Genomic DNA, 21,699 nt, shown 5'->3' on the forward strand with positions numbered 1-21,699 from the left:
GCCATGGACCGCAAGCGACGCGAGTTCGTGCTCACGACCGGCGCCGCCTTCGCGCCGGTGCGCGCGAGCCCCGCAGGAGCGCAGACGATGTACGGATTGATCGGAAAGATGACCGCCCATGCGGGCAAGCGCGACGAACTGGTCGCGATCCTGCTCGAGGGCGTGCACGACATGCCCGGCTGCCTGAGCTATATCGTCGCCCACGACGCCGGCGATGCCGACGCGATCTGGATCACCGAGGTCTGGGACGGCCAGGACAGCCACGCCGCCTCGCTCAAGCTGCCGGCCGTGCGCGCGGCGATCGCGCGCGCGATGCCGATGATCGCCGGCTTCGATGCCGGCACCACCACCCACCCGGTGGGCGGGCACGGCCTCTAGGGCCGCGCCGCCGCGTTCACCACAGGTTCTTGCCGTCGATCACCGTCACCGGCACCGCGTCCAGGTCGAACTCGTCGAGCAGGCGCGCGTTGATGCTGATCTTGGGGTTGTCGAAATCCGGCTTGAAATCGACCCAGCTGGGGCTTTCGCCGTAGGTGGTGCAGCCGCAGGTGGCGCAGAAGTGGTGGGCGACCATGCCGGTGTTCCAGCGGTAGGTGGCCACGTCTTCCAGCGGCGTCAGCAGGCGGAACTGGGCGGGGGTGTAGTAAGCCCAAAGGCCGCCGCGCTTGCTGCAGATCGAACAGGTGCAACGGGTCACTTCGGTCGGGGCTTCGGTCACTTCGAAACGGGTCTTGCCGCAGTGGCAACTGCCTTGCAGGGGCATGAGCGGGTCCTCGCTGGGTTGTGGTCCATGATCGCCCGGGCGCGTGTCAGTTCCTGTCAGCAGCGTCCGTGCAACGCAGTGCTGCGTGAGGAGCGTGTTGCGGGCCCGCCCGGCCGGCCCCATACACTGCCACAACCTTACAGCGGGAGCGGGCGATGGAACTGGGTATGGTCGGGCTGGGCCGAATGGGCGCGAACATGGCCGAGCGCCTGGTGCGCGGCGGGCACCGCGTGACGGGCTACGACCCCGGCGCGGCGGTGCGCGAACAGGCGGCCGCGCGCGGCATCGGCAGCGCGGCCTCGCTGGCGGAACTGGTGACGGCCCTACCGGCGCCGCGCGTGCTGTGGCTGATGGTGCCGGCCGGCCGCATCGTCGACGAAACCCTGGCCCAGTTGCTGCCGTTGCTGGCCCCCGGCGACAGCGTGATCGACGGCGGCAATTCGAACTACAAGGACACGATGCGGCGCGCGGCGGAGCTGGCCGAACGCGGCCTGCACTTTGTGGACTCCGGCACCAGCGGCGGCATCTGGGGCCTGGCCGAGGGTTACAGCCTGATGATCGGCGGCGACGAGGACGCGGTGGAGCGCCTGCGCCCGCTGTTCGAGACCCTGGCGCCGGCACCGGACCGCGGTTGGGGCCGGGTCGGGCCCAGCGGCGCCGGGCATTTCACCAAGATGGTCCACAACGGCATCGAGTACGGCCTGATGCAGGCCTATGCCGAGGGGTTCGCGATCATGCAGCGCAAACCCGGCTTCGACCTGGACCTGCACCAGATCGCCCAGATCTGGCGCCACGGCAGCGTGGTGCGCTCCTGGCTGCTGGACCTGGGCGCGGACGCGCTGGGCAAGAATCCGGCCTTGGACGGCATCGCACCCTACGTGGAGGACTCCGGCGAGGGCCGCTGGACCGTGGCCGAGGCGATCGACCTGGACGTGGCGGCGCCGGTGATCACCGCCTCGCTGCTGGAGCGCCTGCGTTCGCGCGAAAGCGATTCCTTCGCCGACAAGCTGCTGGCGGCGATGCGCAACGAGTTCGGCGGCCACAAGGTCAAGGCCGGCTAGCGCGGAAAGTTACCTCCGGCACCTAGCCTGCGCCGCGCGGCCGGCGCAAAGTGCGCCTGAACCTTGGAGCGCGACCATGCAACTGAGCCTGCCCGCCATGACGCCGATTCTCGCCACCGCGGGCATCGGCTGGATCTACTACCGCCGCATCCGCAGCCAGTTCGGCCGCCAGGCCTACCGGCCGCGACGCGCGCTGGTGCGCCTGACGATCCTGAGCGTGGCGATGCTGGCCCTGATCTTCGGTGCGGTCATGCTGCCGCACGTATGGCCGGGCGTGCTCGCGGGCAGCCTGATCGGCGCCGCGATCGGCGTGTTCGCCTTGCGCCATACCCATGTCGAGCCGTGCATGAAGGACGCGTACTACACGCCCAATCCCTGGATCGGCGGCGCGCTGTCGCTGCTGCTGATCGGGCGCCTGGCCTGGCGTTGGGCCGGCGGCGCGTTCTCCAGCGGGATGCCGACGTCGCAGGCCAGCCCGTTGACGATGGCGATCGCGGCGACCCTGGTCGGCTATTACCTGGTGTACGGCATCGGCTTGCGCCGCCAGATCCGGCGCCCCGCGGCCGACGCGGCCGCGTCGGCCATCGAATAGGCGAGGGTGGCGGCCTCCGGCACCGCGGCCCGCCGCGTCCTGGCCGTAGGCCGCTGCAGGCTGGCGCCGAAGGCCGCCATGGTCGTGATCGCGATACGCTGGTTCGCTTGCGAGCGGGCGTCGTGCGACGATCCGGCTGCGATGCGAACGGAGCGCGATGGTGCAGTCGGTAGCCGCTTTCAATAAATCCGGTTCCAGCAAGCTCGTTTCCGAAGAGCTCGACTCTGAAAACGCCGTACGCGTTCGGCCTGTGAACGCATTGCGTCTGTGCATCGCGGCGTTGTTGATCGCCGTGCTCGGCGCCTGCGCGAGCGCGCCCGCGCGCAACCCGCTCGCACAGTGGCACGGCTCGCCCAACCACGGCCCGCGCCGGGCCCAGCTGATCGTGCTGCACCACACCGAAATGGACAGCGCCGAGGGCGCCCTGCGCGTGCTCAGCGCGGGCGATCCCGAGCGCCGGGTCAGCGCGCACTACCTGATCGGCGCCGATGGACGCCTGTACCAACTGGTCTCGGAACAGGACCGCGCCTGGCATGCCGGCGCCGCCCACTGGGGCGGCATCGAGGACCTCAACTCGGCCTCGATCGGCATCGAACTGGACAACGACGGCAGCGCGCCCTTCGCCGAGGCCCAGATCCAGACCTTGTTGCGTTTGCTACGCGACATCACCCAGCGCCTGTCGATCCCGCCGCAACTGATCGTCGGCCACGGCGATATCGCGCCCACGCGCAAGCACGATCCCAGCGCGCTGTTCCCCTGGTCGCGCCTGGCCGAGGCCGGCTTCGGCCTGTGGCCGCGCGCCGCGCGCACCGCCGCGCCCGCGGGTTTCGACCGCTGGGCTGCGCTGCGCACCATCGGCTACGACCTGCGCGATCCCGCCGCGGCGCAGCGCGCCTTTCATCGCCACTATCGCGGCCAGGACAGCGAGGGCTGGTTGGAAGGCGACGACGAGATCCTGTTCGATCTGCAGCGGCAGTTGATGGCGATGCCGGTGGGTGGGGCAACAGCAAATCCCCCTTAATCCCCCTTTTTCAAAGGGGGAGACAGCAACTGCGGGCGCGCACCGCCTAGAGATTCGTCTACTCGATATGCGCGCCGAATCCGACCCGATCGGGTGCGACTTCCGGCTTCAGGGTCAGCGCGGGTATTTCGTACTCGCCGCCGTTTTGGCGGCGGAACCGAATCGGCGCGGTCGTCCACAGCGCGTCCAGGCGTTCGCCTAGACCGTCGCGCACGGCCGCGTAGCGCTCACCGTCCATGCGGCTGGTGCGATAGACCACGTAGGGCGGCAGCACCTCGAAGCCTGGGTAGTGCAGCACGCCGTGCTGGATCGGAAACAGCAGGTCGTCGATCGGGCCGTTGACGCCGCGTGGACCATAGTGGGATTCCCAGCCGCCGGTGGTGACGACCAGCATCGCGCGCTTGCCCGCCAGGGTGCCTTCGCCGTAGCGGTCGCCCCAACGCGCTTCGGAGTGCTCGCCCACGCCGTAACCGAAGCCGTAGGCATAGACGCGATCGACCCAGCCTTTGAGGATCGCCGGCATCGTGAACCACCACAGCGGGAACTGCAGGATCACCGCGTCGGCCCAACGCAGCTTGTCCTGCTCGGCGGCGATGTCGGGGCTCTGACGGCCGCTGTCGTAGGCGCGCTTGGAGTCCAGCACCGGATGGAAGGGCGCGTCGGCCGGGCGGTCCAGGTGATCGTCGCCGTCCAACACGGCTTTCCAGTCCATCGCGTACAGGTCCGAGACCTGGACCTCGTGACCGGCCGCGCGCAGGCGTTCGACGGTGTAGTCCCTGAGCGCGCCGTTCAAGGATTGAGGCTCGGGATGGGCGTAGACGAGCAGGACGTTCATGCGAAGGCTCGGAGAGAGGGTGCGCGCAGGCTAGAACCCCTCCAGGTATATTGGAAATGAATTCTCAATATTCCAGGTATAGCAATGGATAATCTCCGGCGGCTGGACCTCAACCTGCTGGTCACCCTGGACGCCCTGCTGGCCGAGCACAATGTGACCCGCGCGGCGCAACGTCTGAATTTCTCGCAGCCCTCGGTCAGCGTGCATCTGGCCAAGCTGCGCGACCTGTTCGGCGACCCGTTGCTGTTGCCGGGACCGCGCGGCATGCGCCCGACCGCGCGCGCCGAGGCCTTGCGCGAACCTTTGCGGCAGGCGCTGGAGGCGGTCGAACGCGCAGTGTCGCCGCAAGGGCCTTTCGATCCGGCGCGGGCGCGGCAGACCTGGCGCGTGGCCTCGGCCGACTACGGCGAATCGGCGGTGCTGCTGCCGGCGCTGGCCGGCCTGCGTGCGCTGGCGCCGGCCTGTCGTCTGGCGGTGCTGCAGATGCAGCCTGCGCGTGTGGCCAGGCAGGCCGAACAGGGCGAGATCGATCTGGCCCTGCACACCACCCAGGGCGCGCCCGAGGGCTTGCGTCGGCGCGCCTTGTTCAGTGAGCGCTACGTGTTGGTGGGGCGCGCCGATCATCCGCGTTTGAAGCGACGCCCGACCCTGGCGCAGTTCTGCGCGCTCGAGCACGTGATCGTGTCGCCGGACGGCGGCGGCTTCCACGGCGTCACCGACGAAGCGCTGGCGCCGTTGGGCCTGTCGCGCCGGGTCGTGCTGTCGGTGCCGCACTTCCTGTTCGTGACATCGGTCGTGGCCAGCACTGACCTTGTCGCGCTGCTGCCCGAGCGGCTGGTGCGCGACGCGCCCGTGCTGCGCGTGGTCGAGCCACCCTTGGAACTGCCGGGCTTCGAATTGTCCATGCTCTGGCACGAGCGCTCGCATCGCGATCCCGCCCATCGCTGGCTGCGCGACCAGATCGCCGCCTCGGTCTGAGGCGACACCGTAGGATGCGGTGAGCCGAAGACGAACCGCATCATCGCCCTGTACCGCAAGCTCGCGTTCGTACGGTCGCTGCCGCAGCCGTGGCCCGCGCGCTGTGTCGAATGACGCGGCGCGAATTGGGATAGTGATTCCCACAACATCGAATTCCCGCCAAAGCCATGCGCGGCGCGGGCTTGCGCGGATTGATCCGTTGCTGGAACGCAGACGCGGCGCCGTTCGCGTTTATCGCCGCGATCGCGCCGTCTAGATTGCAAGGCCCGCGGCGCGGATCGCGGCGCGATCCGCTACCGCCCTCGCCACCGCCCGGTTCCGCCGCCTTCGTCGCCGGCGCTGGCGGTCGCGCCTTATTCGCAAGCTACGGAGCCCCACGTGCTGCTCTTGCCCATCATGCTGCTGTCGGCCGCGGGTTTCACCGTGCTGACCACCGAGTTCATCCTGGTCGGCCTGTTGCCGCCGCTGGCGCGCGATCTGGGCGTCAGCATTCCCCAGGCCGGTCTGCTGGTGACCTTGTTCGCGTTCGCGGTGGCCGCCAGCGGCCCGTTCCTGACCGCCTACTTCTCGCGCTTCGAGCGCAAGCGCTTGTTCGTGATCGTGCTGGTGCTGTTCGGTCTGTCCAATCTGGCCGCGGCGCTGGCGCCGAACATCGGCGTGATGGCGCTCGCGCGCCTGATCCCGGCGCTGGGCGTGCCGGTGTTCTGGGCGCTGGCCAGCGAGACCGCGGTGGACCTGGTCGGACAGGAACGCGCCGGACGCGCGATCTCGATCATCTCCTTCGGCGTGATCTGCGCCACCGTGCTCGGCGTTCCCATCGGCACCCTGGTGTCCGACGCCTACGGTTGGCGCGTGGCCTTCGGCGCGTTGGCGGCGGTCGCGTTCGGCAAGGCGGCGCTGTTGTATTTCTTCCTGCCGTCGACCCGGCTGGAACGCGCGCACGCGCCGCTGGCCGAACAGTTCCGGGTGCTGCGCGATCCGCTGCTGATCGGCCACGTATTGCTGTCGACCCTGCTGTTCACGGGCATGTTCACCGCCTACACCTATCTGGCCGATCTGCTGGAACGCCTGGCCGGTTTCGACGGCAGCTGGATCGGCTGGACCCTGATGGCCTTCGGCGCGGTCGGCTTGATTGGCAACAGCATCGGCGGGCGCCTGGTCGATCGCAATCCGATCGGCGCGTCCTTGCTGTTCAGCGCGCCGATGGCGCTGGGCCTGCTGGCGGTGGTGCCGGCGATCGGTTCGGCCTGGGGACTGACCCTGGCGCTGACGGTCTGGGGCGTGACCCAGGCCGCCTTGTTCATCGTCAGCCACGTGCGGGTGATGAAGGCCGCGCCGGGCGCATCCGCGTTCGCGGCCTCGCTGAACATCTCCGGCGCCAACCTGGGCATCGGCGTGGGCGCGTTGGTCGGCGGCCGCGTGATCGAGGCGATCGGCGTGGGCGCCCTGGGCTACGCGGCGGCGGCGATCGTCGCGGTCGCGATCGCCCTGTCGCTGTGGCTGATGTCGGCGCAGGCGCGCGCCAGCGCGGCGGTCGCGGACTGCCCGGCTTGAACGACTTGTCCGAATTTGGCGGAATCGCTGCGCGGCCTCTGCTCGCTGGCACGCTCACTTAGCATCGAGCGTGCCGGTACGCACACGCGTGCCGGCGCGGGCGACCGGGGACGCGCGCGCCCGCACAGACACGAGACGGGCGCGACCGGTCGTCCGGCCTCTTTGCAGGCAAGGGAACCATGCGCGCATTTCGTTTGAGTTTGATTCTGATCGCGGCCTTGTGCGCCGCACCTATCGCCGTCGCCCAGGAGGCGAAGTCGTTCGACGCCGCCACGGTGCTGGTGCAGCAACGCCAGATCCGCAGCGACATCGACGCCGGCAGCGGCGCCTACGGCCGCCTTCCGGCGGATCTGCGGCGCGAAGTCGTAAAGCGCCAGGACGCGCTGTTCCAGTTGCTGGAAGGACGCAGCTACGAACAGTTGGACGAGAGCCAGCGTGCCCAGGTCAGCGACGACCTGGCCTGGATCGAAGCCGCGCCCAAGCAGTCGGCCGAGGAGCGCGTGGTCTGCGAACGGGTGAAGTCGATGGGCAGCAACCGCGTCGAGCGTGTATGCAGGACAGTCGCCCAACGGCGGGCCGATCGCGACCGTGCCGACAAGCGATCGATCGATCGCGCGCTGGAGCGGCGCAACGTCTGCGCCAACGCCACCTGCGGCGGCGCGCCCTGAGCACGCGGCCGCAACGAAAAACCCCGGCTCGCGCCGGGGTTCTTCGTTCATGCGGCGCTGCCGTTACGGCGTCGCGTCCAGGGTCTTCTTGGCGTCGATGATGCCGGTGCCGATCGCTTGCGCCGGGGTGGCGCCGAAGGGCTTGGTGTTGGCCTTCAACAGGGCCTCGACCTGGGCCGGGGTGGGATCGGTGCCGGGCTTGGACAGCATCATCGCGATCAGGCCGGCCACGTGCGGCGTCGCCATCGAGGTGCCGCTGTAGGAGGCATAGCCGGCGGTGGTCGGGCCCTTGGTGCCGAGGTTGATCGTGGACAGGATGTCCACGCCTGGGCCGGACACGTCCACGCCGGTGCCGTAGCTGGAGAAGCTGGCCTTGGCGCCGGCCGAGTCGGTGGCGCCGACCACGACCGTGTTGTTGCAGCTGGCCGGGGTGGCGCCGGAGACGTCGGCATTGCTGTTGCCGGCGGCCACGACCACGGTGGTGCCGCGCGAGACCGCGCCGTCGATGGCCGACTGCATCGCCGCGCTGCAGGCGCCGCTGCCGCCCAGGCTCATGTTGATCACGTCGGCCTTGTTGGCGCCCACCGCGGGTGCGCCCGCGACCGTGCCGCCCGAGGACCAGACGATGCCGTCGATGATGTCGGCGATGGTGCCGCCGCAACGGCCGAGCACGCGCACCGGCAGGATCTTGGCTTGATAGGCCATGCCGGCGACGCCGGTGGCGTTGTTGGTCACCGCCGCGACGGTACCGGCGACGTGGGTGCCGTGCCAGCTGGAGTTGGTCGGCAGCGGATTGGCGATACCGCACTGCAGGAAGGTGGTGTAGTCGCCCGGATCGGAGGGATCGGCGTCGCGGCCGTTGCCGTCGCCGGCGGTGCTGGCGCTGCTGATGAAGTCGTAGCCGCCCGCGATCACGTTGGCGTTGAGGTCCGGGTGCGAGGTGATGCCGGTGTCGACCACCGCCACGATCTTGCCCTGGCCGAGATGGCCGCTGTCCCAGGCGGTGGTGGCATTGCTGCCGCCGGCGCCGGTCCCGAAACCGTACTGGGTGGAGAACTGCGGATCGTTCGGGGTCGCCACCGCGTACAGGCGGATGTTGGGTTCGATGTATTCCACGTCCGGATTGGTCGCGATCTGGCGCATCACCGTCGCGGCCTCGACGCTGTCGAGCAGGGTGCTGGCGCGCACCAGTTCGGCGCCGATGCCGAGGGTGCGTTCGCGCTGCAGACTCAGCGGCTTGGCGCGCCCGAACACGGTCGCGGCGTTGTTGAGGCTGCGCTGCAATACGCCGGCATCGCTGCGGCTGGCGCTGCCCGGGCGATAGCGCACGATGAAGCCGTCGACGGGGCCGTTGAGCTCCAGCGCGCCGAGATTCACGCGTTCGGCCGACCAGGCCGGCGCGGACAGACAGGCGGCGGACAAGGCGACGGCGAGTGCGGCGTGGCGGAGTTTCGGATGCTGCGATCGCATGGGGCTCTCCCTTGAGCGGAATCGGATGCTGCCCGGCATTGGCGTGGCCGGACGGCGGCAGGCGAGGGCGCGGTCGCACCCTGCCCCGACAGTGCCGGGCGCCGAGAAGGAGGGTCAATCGGGAGAAATCCCTACGGATCGCGCACGTTTGAGGTGCGTCTGCCCCGATAAGACGGATTTCGGATGCTTGCGTTGTGCCGCGCCCGCCGCCTGGGCTCCCCAGGCAGCGGCCGCGTCCGGCTTAAGCGGTGGGCGCGATGTCGGGCTTGCGGCGCAGCAGATAAACGACGGCGCCGACCGCCAGTGCGATCGCCGCGGCGACCAGATTCTTCAGGCTGGCGCTGGCCAGCAGGCCCAACGACAGCAAGGTCGCCAGGATCGGGATCAGCGGCCCGCCCGGCAGTTGCAGCGCTTCGGGGCGGTCGCCGTGGCGGCGCCGCAACACCAGCACCGATACCGCGGTGCCCAGATAGGTGCACAGGCGCGAGACCACCGACAACAAGGCCAACTGCACGAACGAACCCGACAGCGCCAGCGCCAGCGAGATCGCGCCGATGCTGAGGATCGCCACCGCGGGCGTGCGGAAGCGCGGATGGATCGTCGCCAGCGCGCGCGGCCCGTAGCCGTCGGCGGCCAGCGCCAGCAGATAGCGCGGCGCCATCATCACCGTGTTGTTGTTGGTCCCCAGGATCGAGACGCTGGCGCCCACGGTCAGGATCAGCGCCAACCACCAGCCGCCGAAACGCGCGGCGGCCTCGGCCAGCGGCGCCTTCGATTCGGCCAGGCCGGGCAAGGTGCCCAGCGCCACCCATTGCACCGCGAAATAGATCGCGGTGACCGAGGCGATCATGGTCAGCAGCGCGAAGGGCACATCGCGACGCGGATTGCGGTATTCGCCCGCCGCGGCCGGCAGGTTCTCGAAACCGGCGTAGGCGAACAGCAGCAGCAAGGCCGCCTCGCCCAGGTTGCGCAGCGGAATCGCGTCGCCGGGCAGGGCGCCGGCGCTGTCGGCCACCGTGGCATCGAAGTGGCTGGCGCCGAGCAGCACGAACAGGAACAACGGCAGCAGCTTGGCGACCGCCAGCAGCACGCCGGCGCGCGCGGCGGCGCGTACGCCGACCAGGTTGATCGCGACCAGCAACGCCAGCGAGCCCACCACCACCGCGATGCGTCCCACGCCGCTGGCCGCGCCCGGCCAGAAGTGCGCGACCGCCTCGGCCAGGCCGTTGCTGAGCGCGGCGGCGGTGGCGATGCGCGTGAGCAGCAGCATCCAGCCGACCTCGAAGCCGATGAACGAACCGAAGGCCTCGCGCGCATACAGATAGCCGCCGCCCGGCTGGTCGAAATAGCTTGCGGCCTGGGCATAGCACAGCACCAGCAGGCCGACCGCGAAGCCGGCCAGCAGCACGGCCCACAAACTGGACGGGCCCAGCAAGGCGGCCGCGGTCGCGGGTAGCAGGTAGATGCCGCTGCCGACCACGTCGTTGATCGACAGGCCCAGCAGCTGCCAGCGGCTGACCGCGCGCAGGGTCGCGGGGGCGGTGTCGGCGGAGCGCGCGCCGGTGCGATCGGACGAGGACGGTTCCAAGGCATCACCGGGCGGGAGCGTGAGGGCCAGAGTGCCCGAGTGGGCGCCCGCGAATCCAGCGCGGGCGCGCCGTATCGCGACCGCCGCCACCGGTTGGGCGCCCGTTAGGCCGGGAATCACGGCTACGGCGCTACTATCCGCACGCCTCGGCCGCCGCTGGCCGCCGATCCTCAAGGAGATCGACCCGATGAGAGCGCTGATCCTGACCGCCGCCACTGTCGCCCTGCTGGCCGCCTGCAAGCCCGTGCCGCCCAGCGAGCTTCCGGCGCCTGCCGCGCCCGACGCGCCCGCCGCGCCTGCCGCGCCCGTGGTGGACCCGCCCGCCGTTCCGCCCGCGGTCGCAAGTCCGGAAGCGCCTGCCGCCGATCCCGCGCCTACGCCGCCCACGAACGACGCGGGCCGGGCCCAGGTCAACCAGTCGATCGAGGAAGTGCTGGGCGATCCGGCGCTGTACGAGCCGGCGATCCTCGCCTTCCAGAAAGCGGTGGCCGCGCACGACGCCGCGGCGGTGGCCCGGATGGCCGACTATCCGTTCAACGCGACCCTTGCCGGCAAGCCGACCAAGATCCAGGACGCGGCCGCCTTCGTCGCCGCCTACGACCGCATCGTGACGCCGGCGATCGCCAAGGTCGTGACCGAGCAGAAGTACGCCGAGCTGGCCGTCAGCGGCAAGGGCGTGATGTTCGGCAACGGCGAGGCCTGGATCAACGGCATCTGCCAGGACAAGGACTGCAAGCGCGTGGATGTGCGCGTGGTCGCGCTGCAGTCCGGCGAACCGGCGGCCGCTCATTAACAGGCGTCCGCCCCTGCCGCTGGCGATCGTGCTGGGCGCCGTGCTGGCCTTGGGGGCGGCCGGCAGCGCGCACGCACGCAAGGTCTACCGCTGCGTCGGCCGCGACGGCTCGGTCAGCCTGGCGACCGCGCCCGAGCCGGGCTCGCGCTGCGAGGTGCGCGAGTTCGACGACAACGTCGCCAAGGTGCCCAATCTGTGGGGCTCGATGGGCGTCATCAACGGCACCCTCTACGAACGCCAGCAGGACGGCCAGACCGTCTACAGCACGCGCAATCTGCCCGGCTCGACCAAGGTGCTGTCGTTCATGGTGGAAACGCCGCCGGGCGAACCCGCGCACGTCGGCTTGGGCCGGGTCGGCAAGCCGCAGTTGGACAAGTACGCGGCGCAGTTCCGTTCCGCCGCCAAGGCCACCGGCGTCGACGACGCCTGGTTGCGCGCGATCGCCCATGCCGAAAGCGGCTTCAACGCCGCCGCGGTCTCCCCCAAGGGCGCGCAGGGCGTGATGCAGCTGATGCCGGCCACGGCGAGGGAATACGGCGTGGTCGATCCGTTCTCGGCCGAGGACTCGATCAACGGCGGCGCGCGCCACCTCAAGCAACTGATCCGTCGCTACAAGGGCGATCTGACCCTGGTCGCGGCGGCCTACAACGCCGGCATCGGCGTGGTCGCACGCTACGGCGGCGTACCGCCCTACCGCGAGACCCAGGCCTACATCGCCAAGGTCCAGGCCCTGCACGAGAACTACCGCGCCGCGCTCGCGCCCAAGCCCAAGCGCGCGGGCAAGAAGCGCTGACGCGAGCGCGAAGCGGCGGCGCGGTTCGCTAGCCTCAGGCCAGCGCGGCCTTGTGCGCCTCGAACGGCAGCGGCGTCGCGCCGCTCTGGGCGACGATGCGCGGCTCAGCCGCGGTCAGCAGTTCCTTGCTGCCGTCGACCACCACCAGGATGCGGCCGGCCTCGATCTCGTCGTGGAACTTGCGCCGGATCGGATCGGGCAGGGACGAGCCCACCAGCGCCGAGGCCCAGCAGCCGACCATCGCACCGGCCATGGTCGCCGCCGCGGCGCCGGCCAGGGTCAGCGCGATCGGCGTGGCCGCGACCACCGCCAGGCCCGCCGCCAATCCTGCCGCGCCGCCGATGCCGGCGCCGCGCAACGCGGCCGGCATCAGGTCGGTGTCGGCTTCCTTGCGTTCGTTGGGGATCGACGCGAGCTCGATGTCCGAGCGCGCGATCAACAGGATGTCGTCGTCGTGCACACCGGCTTCCAGGGCGGCGTTCATCGCGGCCTGGGCGCTGGCTAGATCGGGCGTGCTGAATACGTGTCGGATCTTCATGCTTCCTCCTGACGAAGCTTCGTCCTGGAGAGCGTTGCGATACGTTCGATCGCGATGCGCAGCGCGTGGATGGCGGCGTGGGCGCGCAAGCCGCAGCGTTGTCGCCCGGCCGTCGCGGCGAGCTTGGGCGCGGCCGGGTTACCGCGACGTGAGGGCGGCGCGTCTGCGCTTGGCGTTAACGTCGCGGTGCTAATGTGCGCTTCGTTCGTCACCGCATTCATGGAGCTCCGCATGCGCCGTCATCCCGGTTCCGCTTACGTACTCGCCGCCCTCTTCGCGCTGAGCTTGGCCGCCTGCAAGCCGGCGGCACCGCCGGACGCGGCCGCACCGGCGGCCACGCCGGCCGCCGCCAGCGCGGACGCACCGTCGCAGTTCGCCGGCAAGGTCTGGGAGGTCAAGGAGTCGGCCACGGTCGAGAAGGGCACCACCTACGCCTTCCTCGCCGACGGCCATCTGGTGATCGACGGCCCCGGCGGCACCCCGCTGCAGGCGCAATGGAAGTTCGATGGCGGTCAGCTGACCATCATCGAGGAAGGCCAGGTCTATCCGACCGACATCCTCAAGCTGGACGCCGGCGAGTTCCGCATCCGCAGCCACAACCCCGGCGAGCCGGTGGAAGTGCTGCTGGTGCCCGCGGCGGACCAGACCCTGCCGACCGCGCAGGCGAACACGTCGATATGAGCGCGGCCGCGACGAGCGAGGGCGCAAGCCGCCGCGCGGCGCGGGTGTTCGCGCGCAGCGTTCTGGGCCTGCGGACCGGACGGGTCCGCAGGCCCGGCGTTTGACCATGTCCATGCAACCCTTCATCGACGTGAGCTGCCCGTATTGCGGGGAGACCATCGGCCTATTGCTGGACGTCTCCGCGGGCGATCAGACTTACATCGAGGACTGCCAAGTGTGCTGCCGTCCCATCGTCGTCTCCGTCGCCATCGACGAGGAGGGCGAGCCGCAAGTCGGCGTCAGCGCAGAGGACGAGGCATGAGCGCAAGCGTGGGCGGCCGCACCGCGGCCTGGTGTCTGTTGTGGGGCTGGATGCTCGCGGCCTCCGCCCACGCCGCCGAGGTGCTGCCGTGGCAGCCGGCGCGCATCTCCAGCGCGCAATTCGAATCGCATCCGGCCTTCGACCCGCGCAACGGCGATCTGTACTTCGTGCGCAGCCGCCCCGATTTCAGCGGCTGGCGCCTCTACACCAGCCATTGCGGCGCCGACGGCTGGTCGGAACCCGCATCGCCGCCATTCGCGGGCGACGGCGTCGAGGCCGATCCCTGGTTCACGCCCGACGGACGCAGCCTGTACTTCATTTCCTCGCGCTCGGTCGACGGCGTGCCGCGCAAGGACCTGGATATCTGGCGGGTGGATCGCGACGCCAGCGGGCAGTGGGGCCCACCCCAGCGGCTGCCCGAGCCGGTAAATTCGCCCGGCGCCGAATGGTTCCCGCGTCCCGCCGCGGATGGCTGGCTGTACTTCGGTTCCACCAACCGCCCCGGCGGTTACGGCAAGACCGACCTGTGGCGCGCGCGCCAGGACGCGCAGGGCGCCTGGAAGGTCGAAAACCTCGGCCCCCAACTCAACACCGCCGAGGACGAGTACGAACCGCTGATCGCGCCGGGCGGACAGCGCATCGTGTTCATGGCCGGTGACGGCCTCTACGAAAGCCATCGCAAGCACGGCCGGTGGGCGCCACGCGCCAAGCTGGGTCCACAGATCAACGTCAACGGCAGCGAGATCGGCGCGCTGCTGTCGCCTAGCGGGCATTCGATGCTGTTCGCGCGCGACACCAAGGGCGAGAGGTCGGGCGAGTTGTTCCTGTTGCGCGACAAGGGCGACGAAGCCTGGCCGCCGAAGTGCCCGAAGGACGGCTGATACCGCAGCTCCGCGCGCGCCGGTTCGGCGCAGACACGATGAGAGCGAGCGCGACGCATCGCCGCCGATCCGGCTATCGTTCGCATCAGTCCCCTCAAACCGCGACCATGCCCGCAAGCAAATCCGCCGCCGCGCGCGGCCCGGCCGGCGACACGCTGGATACGCGCGCGCTCAATCGCGCCTTGCTGCAGCGGCAGTCGCTGCTGCAGCCGTCGTCGGCATCGCCGCTGGCGATGATCGAGCGCCTGGGCGGTCTGCAGGCGCAGGCGCCGAACCCGCCGTATCTGGGCTTGTGGTCGCGCTTGTCCGAGTTCCGCCCCCAGCAACTGACCGAACTGATGCAGGCGCGTCAGGTGGTACGCGCGACCATGATGCGCGGCACCCTGCATCTGGTCAGCGCACGCGACTACCTGGACTGGCGCGCGACCCTGCAGCCGATGCTGCGGCGCCTGTTCCTGCAAAGCGATCAGGGCCGCGCGGTGCAGGGCATGGATCTGGACGCGCTGGGCGCGGCCGGGCTGGCGCTGCTGGCGCGCCAGTGCTTGAACGCCACCGACCTGGGCGCGGCGTTGCAGCCGCAGTGGCCGCAACGCGACGCCGCGGCGATGGCGCGCTGGGTGCGCGGCGTCGAGCCGCTGGTGCACGTACCGCCGGCCGGGGTCTGGGACTCGCATCGCGCGGCCGGCTTCGCGCCGGCGGCGGACTGGCTGGGCCAGCCCTTGAGCGCGGACGACGCCAGCGACGCGATCGTGCTGCGCTATCTGGCCGCGTTCGGCCCGGCGACGGTGCAGGACATCGCCGCCTGGTCGGGCCTGCAGGGCGTGCGCGCGATCGTCGAGCGCCTGCGTCCGCGCCTGCGCACGTATCGCGACGCGGCCGGCACGACCTTGTTCGATCCGCTCGACGCGCCAGCGCCCGATCCGGATTCGCCCGCGCCGCCGCGCCTGCTCGCCGACTTCGACAATCTGCTGCTTGCCCACGCCGACCGCAGCCGCATCTTCGACGAGCGGCGCAAGTGGTCGGTGTTCACCCGCAATGGGATCGTGCGCGCCACCGTGCTGATCGACGGCTTCGTTGCCGGCACCTGGAGCCTGGAGCGCACCAAGGACACCGCGACGATCGCGATCGTCCCGTTCGCGTCGCTGACCAAGCCGCAGCGCGCCGCCTTGGATGAGCTGGCGCAGCGTTGCTTGAGCGCGTTCGCACCGACGCTCGCGCACGCGGTGAGCTTCCAAGCCGCCTAGGCGAACTCGCGGTGCCCGGATCACGTCGAATCCGCGATCGGTTTGGCGCCGATGCGCGTGCGCGCCTGAGCGCGTCGCCCGCGAACGCATGCGCGCATGACCGGAGCACGCGCGATTTCGTAAAGGTTGTGTTGCGTTCAGCCAATCCAGGCACAGCGCGACCCGGCGCAATGCCGCCTTAGGTCACGTTTTGACGCGTTTCGACGGACTCGCCTAACGTCATTCCTAAGCGATGTGGTTAAGCGAACGTAGCTTTAACGCTTCGCGCGCGCGATCGGTTCAGACGCGCGCCGGCAAGGTGCAGTCGTGCGGTGACCCCCAAGCTTTCAGACATCCGCGCAACACATCACCTCCAGGAGAGATCGCATGAATACCCTGTCCCGCAAGTCGCTGATCGGTGCTTTCGCCCTCGTCGCCAGCCTGTCGGCTCCGCTCGCGTTCGCGCAGCAGGCCGAGCAGGCTCCGCCGGCCGAGCAGGCGCAGACCACCGACGCCGCGGCCGCCGCCGCGACCGATGCGACCGCCGCCCAGACCAGCGAGCCGGCGGCGACCGCCGCCGCGCCGCAGAAGAAGAGCTGGAGCGATGTCGACGTCGACAAGGACGGCAACCTGAGCAAGACCGAGGCCTCGAGCGTGCCGGCCCTGGGCCAGGTCTTCGACAAGGCCGACAGCAACGCCGACGGCTCGCTGACCGCCGACGAGTACAAGGCCTATGTGGCCAAGGCGCAGAGCAGCAAGCCGGCCAAGCACGGCGGTTGATCCGCGCCGACCTAGCTCGGTAAAACCCGAGGGGTGTGGACTCCCCTGCGGAGGAAGGGCGGCTAGGGCCGCCCTTCCTGTTTGCAGGCCCGGTTTTTCGCCGGGCCGCGCGCGCGGCATAATGCGCGCATGAATCGCACGCACGCGGCCGCCATCCGGCTGGTCGGCTTCGACGCCGACGACACGCTCTGGCGCAGTCAGGACTATTTCGACCAGGCCCAGCTCGATTTCGAGCGCATCGTCGGCGCCTATGTCGACCTGCACGATGCCGGCGTGCACCAGCACTTGTACGAAGTCGAGAAGCGCAACATCGCGCTGTTCGGCTACGGCGTGAAGGGCATGGTGCTGTCGATGATCGAGGCCGCGGTCGAGATCACCGGCGAGCGCATCAGCGCCGCCGACCTGCACCGCATCGTCGGCCTGGGCAAGGACCTGCTGCGGCACCCGGTTGAGCTGCTGCCGGGCATCCCCGAGGCGGTGCGCGCGATCGCCGGCGAGTACGACGTGGTCCTGATCACCAAGGGCGACCTGTTCCACCAGGAAGCCAAGGTGCGCCAGTGCGGCCTGGCCGACCTGTTCCGCCGCATCGAGATCGTCAGCGAGAAGGACACCGCCACCTATGCGCGCCTGTTCGATGAGTTCGGCCTGAGCGCCGGGCAGTTCGTGATGATCGGCAACTCCCTGCGCTCGGACATCGCGCCGGTGCTGGAGTTGGGCGGCTGGGGCATCCACATGCCCTACCACGTGACCTGGGCGCACGAGAACGAGGCCGAGGTCGCCGCCGATGCGCCGCGCCTGCGCCGCGTCGACGGCGCCGCCGCGCTGCCGGATGCGGTGCGCGAACTGGCGCGCGCGGCGGTCGCCTGAACGGGCGACGACGCCAGCCCAACGCCGGCTGAGCGGTTCCGCGCCAGGCCGGCGAAATTACGAAATCGTTCACCGTCGCGGTCGCATCGTCGCCCCATGCCTGCAATGGTGCAGGCTTGAGGAGAACGACATGACCGCACTGTCCCGATGGCTCGCCCCGGTGGTCGTGGCCGCCGGTTTCGGCGTGGTCGCGATGGCGCCGGCCCCGGCAATGGCGCAGAGCGACGACCTCGCCCGCGTGATCGTCAACGTGGCCGATGTGATCATCCGCGGCAACACCCCGTACTACCGCTACGGCAACTACGGCTACGACGATCGCCTGATCGTGGTGCGCGATCGCTACGGTCGTCCGACCTACTACCGCAATGTGCCGCGCCACGGCTACGCGCAGCCGCCGTACGGCAACGCCTACGGCTATCGCAATCAGTACAACCGTCCGGGCTATAGCACCGGCAACTGCAACCAGTACGGCAAATGCCGCACCGAGTACTACGACGCCCGCTACGACCGTCGCCACGATCGTCGTTACGACAATCGCTACGACAACCGGTATTACAACGGTCGCTACTACGACAACCGCTACGACAGCCGCTACGACCGCCGGCGCTACGACGACTAAGCGCCGCCCCGACGGCACCGCATGGCGCGGTGCCGTCGTCCGCCCTGCTGTCGCGCACCGCGTTCGGTGCTAGCCTGCGGCCCTGCCCGCAAGGAGTCGTCCCGCCATGAAATCGCTATTGCTGTGCGCCAGCCTGGCCGTCGCCGGCCTGGGTTCCGCCTGGGCCCCCGCGGCGCAGGCCGCCGGCCACGTCGACTGCAAGCTGCGCTTCAACCTCGCGGGCTGGTCGGTGTTCTACAAGACCTCCTCGGGCAGCGGCACGGTCACCTGCGGCAACGGCCAGAGCATGGCGGTCAAGATCAGCGCCAAGGGCGGCGGCCTGACCGTGGGCAAGTCCAAGATCGAGAACGGCGTCGGCGAATTCTCCGGCGTGCACGACATCTCCGAGATCCTGGGCACCTACGCCACCGCCGAGGCCCATGCCGGCGCGGTCAAGTCCAGCAAGGCCCAGGTCATGACCAAGGGCGAAGTCTCGCTGGCCCTGGCCGGCAAGGGCCAGGGCTGGGACCTGGGCGTGGCCTTCGGCAAGTTCGTGATTTCGCGTTGAGCATGGACCGCGGCGTCGCACCGTCGCCCAAGCCGCCGCGTCGGCGCCTGCGGGTGCGCCTGCTGGCGCTGATGGCCTCGATCGCGGCGGTGCTCGGGATCGGCCAGAGCTGGGCGCAGGACTACGCCTTCGGCTGGGATCCGCGCAGCGGCGACGCCTGGGTCGACACTTGGCTGGGCGACGTGAACCGCTACGGCGCGCGCTACCGCGAGCCCTTCGTCGACGAGATGGTGCGCAACTACGGCGCGCCGCGCGAACTGGTGTCTGAACTGCTGGGCGCGCGCCGCTGGGCCGCGGGCGACGTCTACTACGCCTGCGCGCTGGCCCAGGTCTTGGGCCGTCCCTGCCGCTACGTGGTCGACGAATGGGAACGCAGCCACGGCGAAGGCTGGGGCGCGGTCGCGCAGCGCCTGGGCATCAAGCCCGGCTCGCCCGAGTTCCACCGCCTCAAGCGCGGCTTCGTGCCGACCTACGACCGCTGGGGCCGGCCGATCGCGATCGATGCCGAACTGCGCCGCGATTTCCCGAACCGGCCCAGCGTGAAGAGCAAGCGTGCGCAGCCGTCGCAGGCCGCGCGCGAGGCCGGCAAGGGCAAGAGCGCCGACAAGGCCAAAGGCCCCGCGCCGCGCAAGGCACAGGGCAAGCAATAGGCGCGCCCGCACGGCTGGGCTGGGCGGCTTTATGATGGCCGCATGAGCGAACGCGCCCCTGCCGCGGACATCCGCATCGTCGATTTCGCGCCGCAATGGCGCGCCGATTTCGCCCGCCTCAATATCGAATGGCTGGAACGCTGGTTCGTGGTCGAACCCATCGACCGCACGGTGCTGGAAGACCCCGAGACCCACTTGCTCGCCGACGGCGGACGCGTGCTGTTCGCCGTGGACGGCGCGCAGCGCGCGCTGGGCACGGTCGCGCTCAAGCACGAGGGCGATGGCGTCTACGAGCTCACCAAGATGGCCGTCGACAGCCGCCTGCGCGGCGGCGGCCTCGGGCGCCTGCTGATACTGGGCGCGCTGGAACGCTTCCGGGCGATGGACGGTCGCGAACTGTTCCTGGAATGCAACACCAAGCTGACGCCGGCGTTGAAGTTGTACGAGAGCGTCGGCTTCCGTCATTACCCGGCGCCGCGCCCCGGTTCGCACTACGTCCGCGCCGACGTCTATATGGTCTGGCATCCGCCGGAGTAAGGCCGGCGCGGGTCGGGCACGCGATCACTCCTTCTTCTTGTTGTCCATCGGCCGCTAGTTCTGCGGCGGATCGTCGGCGTTGGCCTTGGGTGGCTGCTGCTGACTCATCGCGCGATGCGCGGCATCCATCTCGGCGGCGCTGACCTTGCCGTCGTGGTCGGCATCCATCTGCTCGAACATCGCCGCGCGCCTGCGGCATGCTCCTCGGCGGTAACGATGCCGTCGCGGTTGCTGTCGATCTCTGTGATCTTCTCGGCCGAACTCATCGCTTTGGGTTTGGCGGTTTCCTGGGCCAGAGCCGGCGTCGCCGCGAGCGCGACTTTAGGCACTTTTCATGGGGGCCTCCTCCGCTGCGCTGCGACTCAAGGCTTCGCCGCGCGCGGTAACACAGGCGTCGGCGTCGGCTTGTTCAGCGCCCTTCGCATCCAGACGATTCATCTGCGGATCTGTCGCGCGCGCGAGTTGGCTCACGAGCAGGAGCAGCCCCGCTTAAGGCTTCCGCAGTAAGTTACGGCTCATGATGGCGTTGGCCCCGTATTCCGGTTCGTGAGCCCGTGCTTTGTCAGCAAAAATCTGCCCAGAAATATGTGCCAGTGATAGACATAAAAGATATAGAGAATATGCCCAAATGGGTTCGGCATGGGAAATCTGCCCAACTGTTGTGGCGGCGAAGTTGGCCGCTGTTAGCATTGCCTCACCTGGGGATAGCCCTGCTGCAAAGGAAAGCGGCAATGTCGAATCTCGTCGTGTATATCGTTCCTGGCACCTGGCAATACGGATTCTTTCGCCGGAAGTCTAAGCCGGGGCACCCAATGTGGTTTGAGCAGGGCGGTGGATTTTACGATTCGGTGCTGGAGCCGCTACCGAAGGGAACCCAGATCCGCCGCCTGATTTGGAGCGGACAAAACCGCTTCGGCGCAAGAAGCGCAGCAGCTCAGAGGCTCGCTGGCATCATCGTTCAAAAGAGTGAAGAAGACCCGCCTGACACGGTGTACGCGATTGTCGCGCACAGCCACGGAGGGACAATCGCAGCTGACGCGGTGTCCATGATTTCAGGAGATCCCGTTACAGGCCGAATTGCTGGTTTGATCACACTCGCCACCCCGTTCGCGAGTAGCTCTCCAGCTGGAACCATTCAGGGATGGGTTTTTGCCGCAGCAGTGGGCGCTTTTTTTGCCGCGCTGATAGCGCTCGCTGGAATTTGGATGGGGCCAGAATGGTTGATTTCGAATCGCCTGCTAATCCTGCCTCTACCCTTCGCTGCTGTCGTTGTGACGCTTTTACATCCGGTGATGCATGCGCTGATGGGAGGTGACGCCTCAGACTACGCGGCGGGGAAGCGATTGCCTGATGATTTTCACGTCATGGTGCTACGCGCGCCGCAAGATGAAGCCTCTTTGGTTTTGTCGTTCGTCCAGACGCTTCGGAAGGCTGCGCGAGCAATCTATTCGATAGTGGATCTGCCTGCGATTTCGGGGTCATTTTTTTTGTTGGTGGCTGGTGCTGTTACTGCCATTTTTCTACAAAGAGGTGTCAGATGGTTGCTTATGAGTTGGGCCGAATTTCCATCGGAAGCCGCCAGCATGTTGACGTTCCCGCTCGCGGCGGGGATTCCTGCGGCAATCCTTGTCTTGGCCGAAGTATTGTCTGCCCTCTCCGTCGGGCACTGGCGTCCGTGGCTCTGGTGGGCAAGAAACATTGATGTCGAAGCCGCGCCTCTGAATCACTACAACTGCTCAATTGTCGTATTGAGCAACGAGAGTGACGATCACTTGCCAGGCTTGCGTCATTCTTTGCACGAGCGAGAAGATGTCAGGGCTTTCGTCAAGTTCTTTTTGAATGGCTTAATCGACGATGGCTCCTCGAGTCATGATGCGTCGGTCGTAGAACAGGGCGCGTCCCACGAGTGAATGCTTCGGCTCAGGCTTGACGCATGGTGGCTTCTTAGGCTGCCCCCCC

Annotated in this window: 27 protein-coding genes; 20 read left to right on the plus strand and 7 right to left on the minus strand. The window is 68.8% G+C overall.

Annotation, left to right across the window (positions count from 1 at the left end):
- Positions 1–3: 3 nt before the first annotated feature.
- The gene (locus tag ASE35_RS09430) at positions 4–378 is read left to right on the plus strand and encodes a putative quinol monooxygenase (protein WP_082607252.1); all 375 of its coding nucleotides are present in this window, start codon (positions 4–6) and stop codon (positions 376–378) included.
- 16 nt (positions 379–394) lie between these two features.
- Here ASE35_RS09430 and ASE35_RS09435 read toward each other — a convergent pair whose 3' ends face one another.
- Positions 395–763 carry a GFA family protein gene (locus tag ASE35_RS09435; protein WP_056178548.1) on the minus strand — a complete coding sequence of 123 codons (369 nt, stop codon included), beginning with the start codon at positions 761–763 and terminating at the stop codon, positions 395–397.
- Between the two features lie 155 nt (positions 764–918).
- Here ASE35_RS09435 and gnd point away from each other — a divergent pair, with 155 nt between their 5' ends.
- The 3 genes from gnd to ASE35_RS09450 all read left to right on the plus strand — a co-directional run bounded on the left by gnd (position 919) and on the right by ASE35_RS09450 (position 3,437).
- A complete protein-coding gene (gene gnd / locus ASE35_RS09440; protein ID WP_057163687.1) occupies positions 919–1,824 on the plus strand; it encodes a phosphogluconate dehydrogenase (NAD(+)-dependent, decarboxylating) in 906 nt (301 codons plus the stop codon).
- A 76-nt stretch (positions 1,825–1,900) separates the two neighbouring features.
- A complete protein-coding gene (locus tag ASE35_RS09445; RefSeq protein WP_057163688.1) occupies positions 1,901–2,416 on the plus strand; it encodes a hypothetical protein in 516 nt (171 codons plus the stop codon).
- A 250-nt stretch (positions 2,417–2,666) separates the two neighbouring features.
- Complete coding sequence (locus ASE35_RS09450) at positions 2,667–3,437, plus strand: N-acetylmuramoyl-L-alanine amidase (protein ID WP_057163689.1); 771 nt, start codon at positions 2,667–2,669, stop codon at positions 3,435–3,437.
- Between the two features lie 58 nt (positions 3,438–3,495).
- Here ASE35_RS09450 and ASE35_RS09455 read toward each other — a convergent pair whose 3' ends face one another.
- Complete coding sequence (locus tag ASE35_RS09455) at positions 3,496–4,272, minus strand: NAD(P)H-dependent oxidoreductase (RefSeq protein WP_057163690.1); 777 nt, start codon at positions 4,270–4,272, stop codon at positions 3,496–3,498.
- Between the two features lie 84 nt (positions 4,273–4,356).
- On the opposite strand from ASE35_RS09455, the gene ASE35_RS09460 reads away from it, so the two are divergent.
- The 3 genes from ASE35_RS09460 to ASE35_RS09470 all read left to right on the plus strand — a co-directional run bounded on the left by ASE35_RS09460 (position 4,357) and on the right by ASE35_RS09470 (position 7,472).
- Positions 4,357–5,250 carry a LysR family transcriptional regulator gene (locus ASE35_RS09460; RefSeq protein ID WP_057163691.1) on the plus strand — a complete coding sequence of 298 codons (894 nt, stop codon included), beginning with the start codon at positions 4,357–4,359 and terminating at the stop codon, positions 5,248–5,250.
- 378 nt (positions 5,251–5,628) lie between these two features.
- Entirely contained in the window at positions 5,629–6,804 is a 1,176-nt protein-coding gene (locus ASE35_RS09465) for an MFS transporter (protein ID WP_235570036.1), read from the plus strand.
- Positions 6,805–6,983: 179 nt separating this feature from the next.
- On the plus strand, positions 6,984–7,472 hold the full coding sequence (locus ASE35_RS09470; RefSeq protein ID WP_157489383.1) for a hypothetical protein: 489 nt from the start codon (positions 6,984–6,986) through the stop codon (positions 7,470–7,472).
- 63 nt (positions 7,473–7,535) lie between these two features.
- On the opposite strand, the gene ASE35_RS09475 is transcribed toward ASE35_RS09470, so the two are convergent.
- Positions 7,536–8,942 (minus strand): S8 family peptidase, encoded by a 1,407-nt coding sequence (locus ASE35_RS09475; protein WP_057163693.1) that lies wholly within the window; start codon positions 8,940–8,942, stop codon positions 7,536–7,538.
- A gap of 241 nt (positions 8,943–9,183) precedes the next feature.
- The gene (locus ASE35_RS09480) at positions 9,184–10,470 is read right to left on the minus strand and encodes an APC family permease (RefSeq protein WP_057163714.1); all 1,287 of its coding nucleotides are present in this window, start codon (positions 10,468–10,470) and stop codon (positions 9,184–9,186) included.
- Between the two features lie 247 nt (positions 10,471–10,717).
- Between ASE35_RS09480 and ASE35_RS09485 the strand changes: the two genes are divergently transcribed.
- Complete coding sequence (locus ASE35_RS09485) at positions 10,718–11,323, plus strand: hypothetical protein (RefSeq protein WP_057163694.1); 606 nt, start codon at positions 10,718–10,720, stop codon at positions 11,321–11,323.
- Positions 11,319–12,116 (plus strand): lytic transglycosylase domain-containing protein, encoded by a 798-nt coding sequence (locus ASE35_RS09490; RefSeq protein ID WP_057163715.1) that lies wholly within the window; start codon positions 11,319–11,321, stop codon positions 12,114–12,116. The genes ASE35_RS09485 and ASE35_RS09490 overlap by 5 nt, the downstream gene beginning before the upstream one ends.
- A gap of 34 nt (positions 12,117–12,150) precedes the next feature.
- Here the strand turns inward: ASE35_RS09490 and ASE35_RS09495 are convergent, their stop codons facing one another.
- Positions 12,151–12,654, minus strand: a complete 504-nt coding sequence (locus ASE35_RS09495; protein ID WP_057160374.1) for a hypothetical protein — start codon at positions 12,652–12,654, stop codon at positions 12,151–12,153.
- Positions 12,651–12,875 (minus strand): hypothetical protein, encoded by a 225-nt coding sequence (locus ASE35_RS21175; RefSeq protein ID WP_157489385.1) that lies wholly within the window; start codon positions 12,873–12,875, stop codon positions 12,651–12,653. Before ASE35_RS21175 ends, ASE35_RS09495 begins: the two co-directional genes overlap by 4 nt.
- Before the next feature lie 10 nt (positions 12,876–12,885).
- Here ASE35_RS21175 and ASE35_RS09500 point away from each other — a divergent pair, with 10 nt between their 5' ends.
- From ASE35_RS09500 to ASE35_RS09545, 10 genes are all read left to right on the plus strand, one after another.
- Positions 12,886–13,335 carry a hypothetical protein gene (locus tag ASE35_RS09500; RefSeq protein ID WP_157489386.1) on the plus strand — a complete coding sequence of 150 codons (450 nt, stop codon included), beginning with the start codon at positions 12,886–12,888 and terminating at the stop codon, positions 13,333–13,335.
- Between the two features lie 106 nt (positions 13,336–13,441).
- On the plus strand, positions 13,442–13,636 hold the full coding sequence (locus ASE35_RS09505; protein ID WP_056178582.1) for a CPXCG motif-containing cysteine-rich protein: 195 nt from the start codon (positions 13,442–13,444) through the stop codon (positions 13,634–13,636).
- Positions 13,633–14,517 carry a hypothetical protein gene (locus tag ASE35_RS09510; RefSeq protein ID WP_235570037.1) on the plus strand — a complete coding sequence of 295 codons (885 nt, stop codon included), beginning with the start codon at positions 13,633–13,635 and terminating at the stop codon, positions 14,515–14,517. Before ASE35_RS09505 ends, ASE35_RS09510 begins: the two co-directional genes overlap by 4 nt.
- A 107-nt stretch (positions 14,518–14,624) precedes the next feature.
- Positions 14,625–15,761 (plus strand): winged helix DNA-binding domain-containing protein, encoded by a 1,137-nt coding sequence (locus ASE35_RS09515; protein ID WP_057163696.1) that lies wholly within the window; start codon positions 14,625–14,627, stop codon positions 15,759–15,761.
- 366 nt (positions 15,762–16,127) lie between these two features.
- Positions 16,128–16,520 (plus strand): hypothetical protein, encoded by a 393-nt coding sequence (locus ASE35_RS09520; RefSeq protein ID WP_056178591.1) that lies wholly within the window; start codon positions 16,128–16,130, stop codon positions 16,518–16,520.
- A 129-nt stretch (positions 16,521–16,649) separates the two neighbouring features.
- On the plus strand, positions 16,650–17,387 hold the full coding sequence (locus ASE35_RS09525) for an HAD family hydrolase (protein WP_056178593.1): 738 nt from the start codon (positions 16,650–16,652) through the stop codon (positions 17,385–17,387).
- Positions 17,388–17,517: 130 nt separating this feature from the next.
- Complete coding sequence (locus ASE35_RS09530; protein WP_056178596.1) at positions 17,518–18,006, plus strand: hypothetical protein; 489 nt, start codon at positions 17,518–17,520, stop codon at positions 18,004–18,006.
- Positions 18,007–18,112: 106 nt separating this feature from the next.
- Entirely contained in the window at positions 18,113–18,553 is a 441-nt protein-coding gene (locus ASE35_RS09535) for a hypothetical protein (protein WP_056178598.1), read from the plus strand.
- Entirely contained in the window at positions 18,550–19,203 is a 654-nt protein-coding gene (locus ASE35_RS09540; protein WP_235570038.1) for a hypothetical protein, read from the plus strand. The genes ASE35_RS09535 and ASE35_RS09540 overlap by 4 nt, the downstream gene beginning before the upstream one ends.
- Positions 19,204–19,245: 42 nt before the next feature.
- The gene (locus ASE35_RS09545) at positions 19,246–19,740 is read left to right on the plus strand and encodes a GNAT family N-acetyltransferase (RefSeq protein WP_057163698.1); all 495 of its coding nucleotides are present in this window, start codon (positions 19,246–19,248) and stop codon (positions 19,738–19,740) included.
- A 54-nt stretch (positions 19,741–19,794) separates the two neighbouring features.
- Here the strand turns inward: ASE35_RS09545 and ASE35_RS21960 are convergent, their stop codons facing one another.
- Positions 19,795–19,920 carry an EF-hand domain-containing protein gene (locus tag ASE35_RS21960; RefSeq protein WP_235570039.1) on the minus strand — a complete coding sequence of 42 codons (126 nt, stop codon included), beginning with the start codon at positions 19,918–19,920 and terminating at the stop codon, positions 19,795–19,797.
- Between the two features lie 551 nt (positions 19,921–20,471).
- Here ASE35_RS21960 and ASE35_RS21180 point away from each other — a divergent pair.
- Positions 20,472–21,650 (plus strand): hypothetical protein, encoded by a 1,179-nt coding sequence (locus ASE35_RS21180; protein ID WP_157489388.1) that lies wholly within the window; start codon positions 20,472–20,474, stop codon positions 21,648–21,650.
- Positions 21,651–21,699 lie beyond the last annotated feature (49 nt).

Source organism: Lysobacter sp. Root916 (assembly GCF_001429785.1).
Taxonomy (GTDB): domain Bacteria; phylum Pseudomonadota; class Gammaproteobacteria; order Xanthomonadales; family Xanthomonadaceae; genus Lysobacter.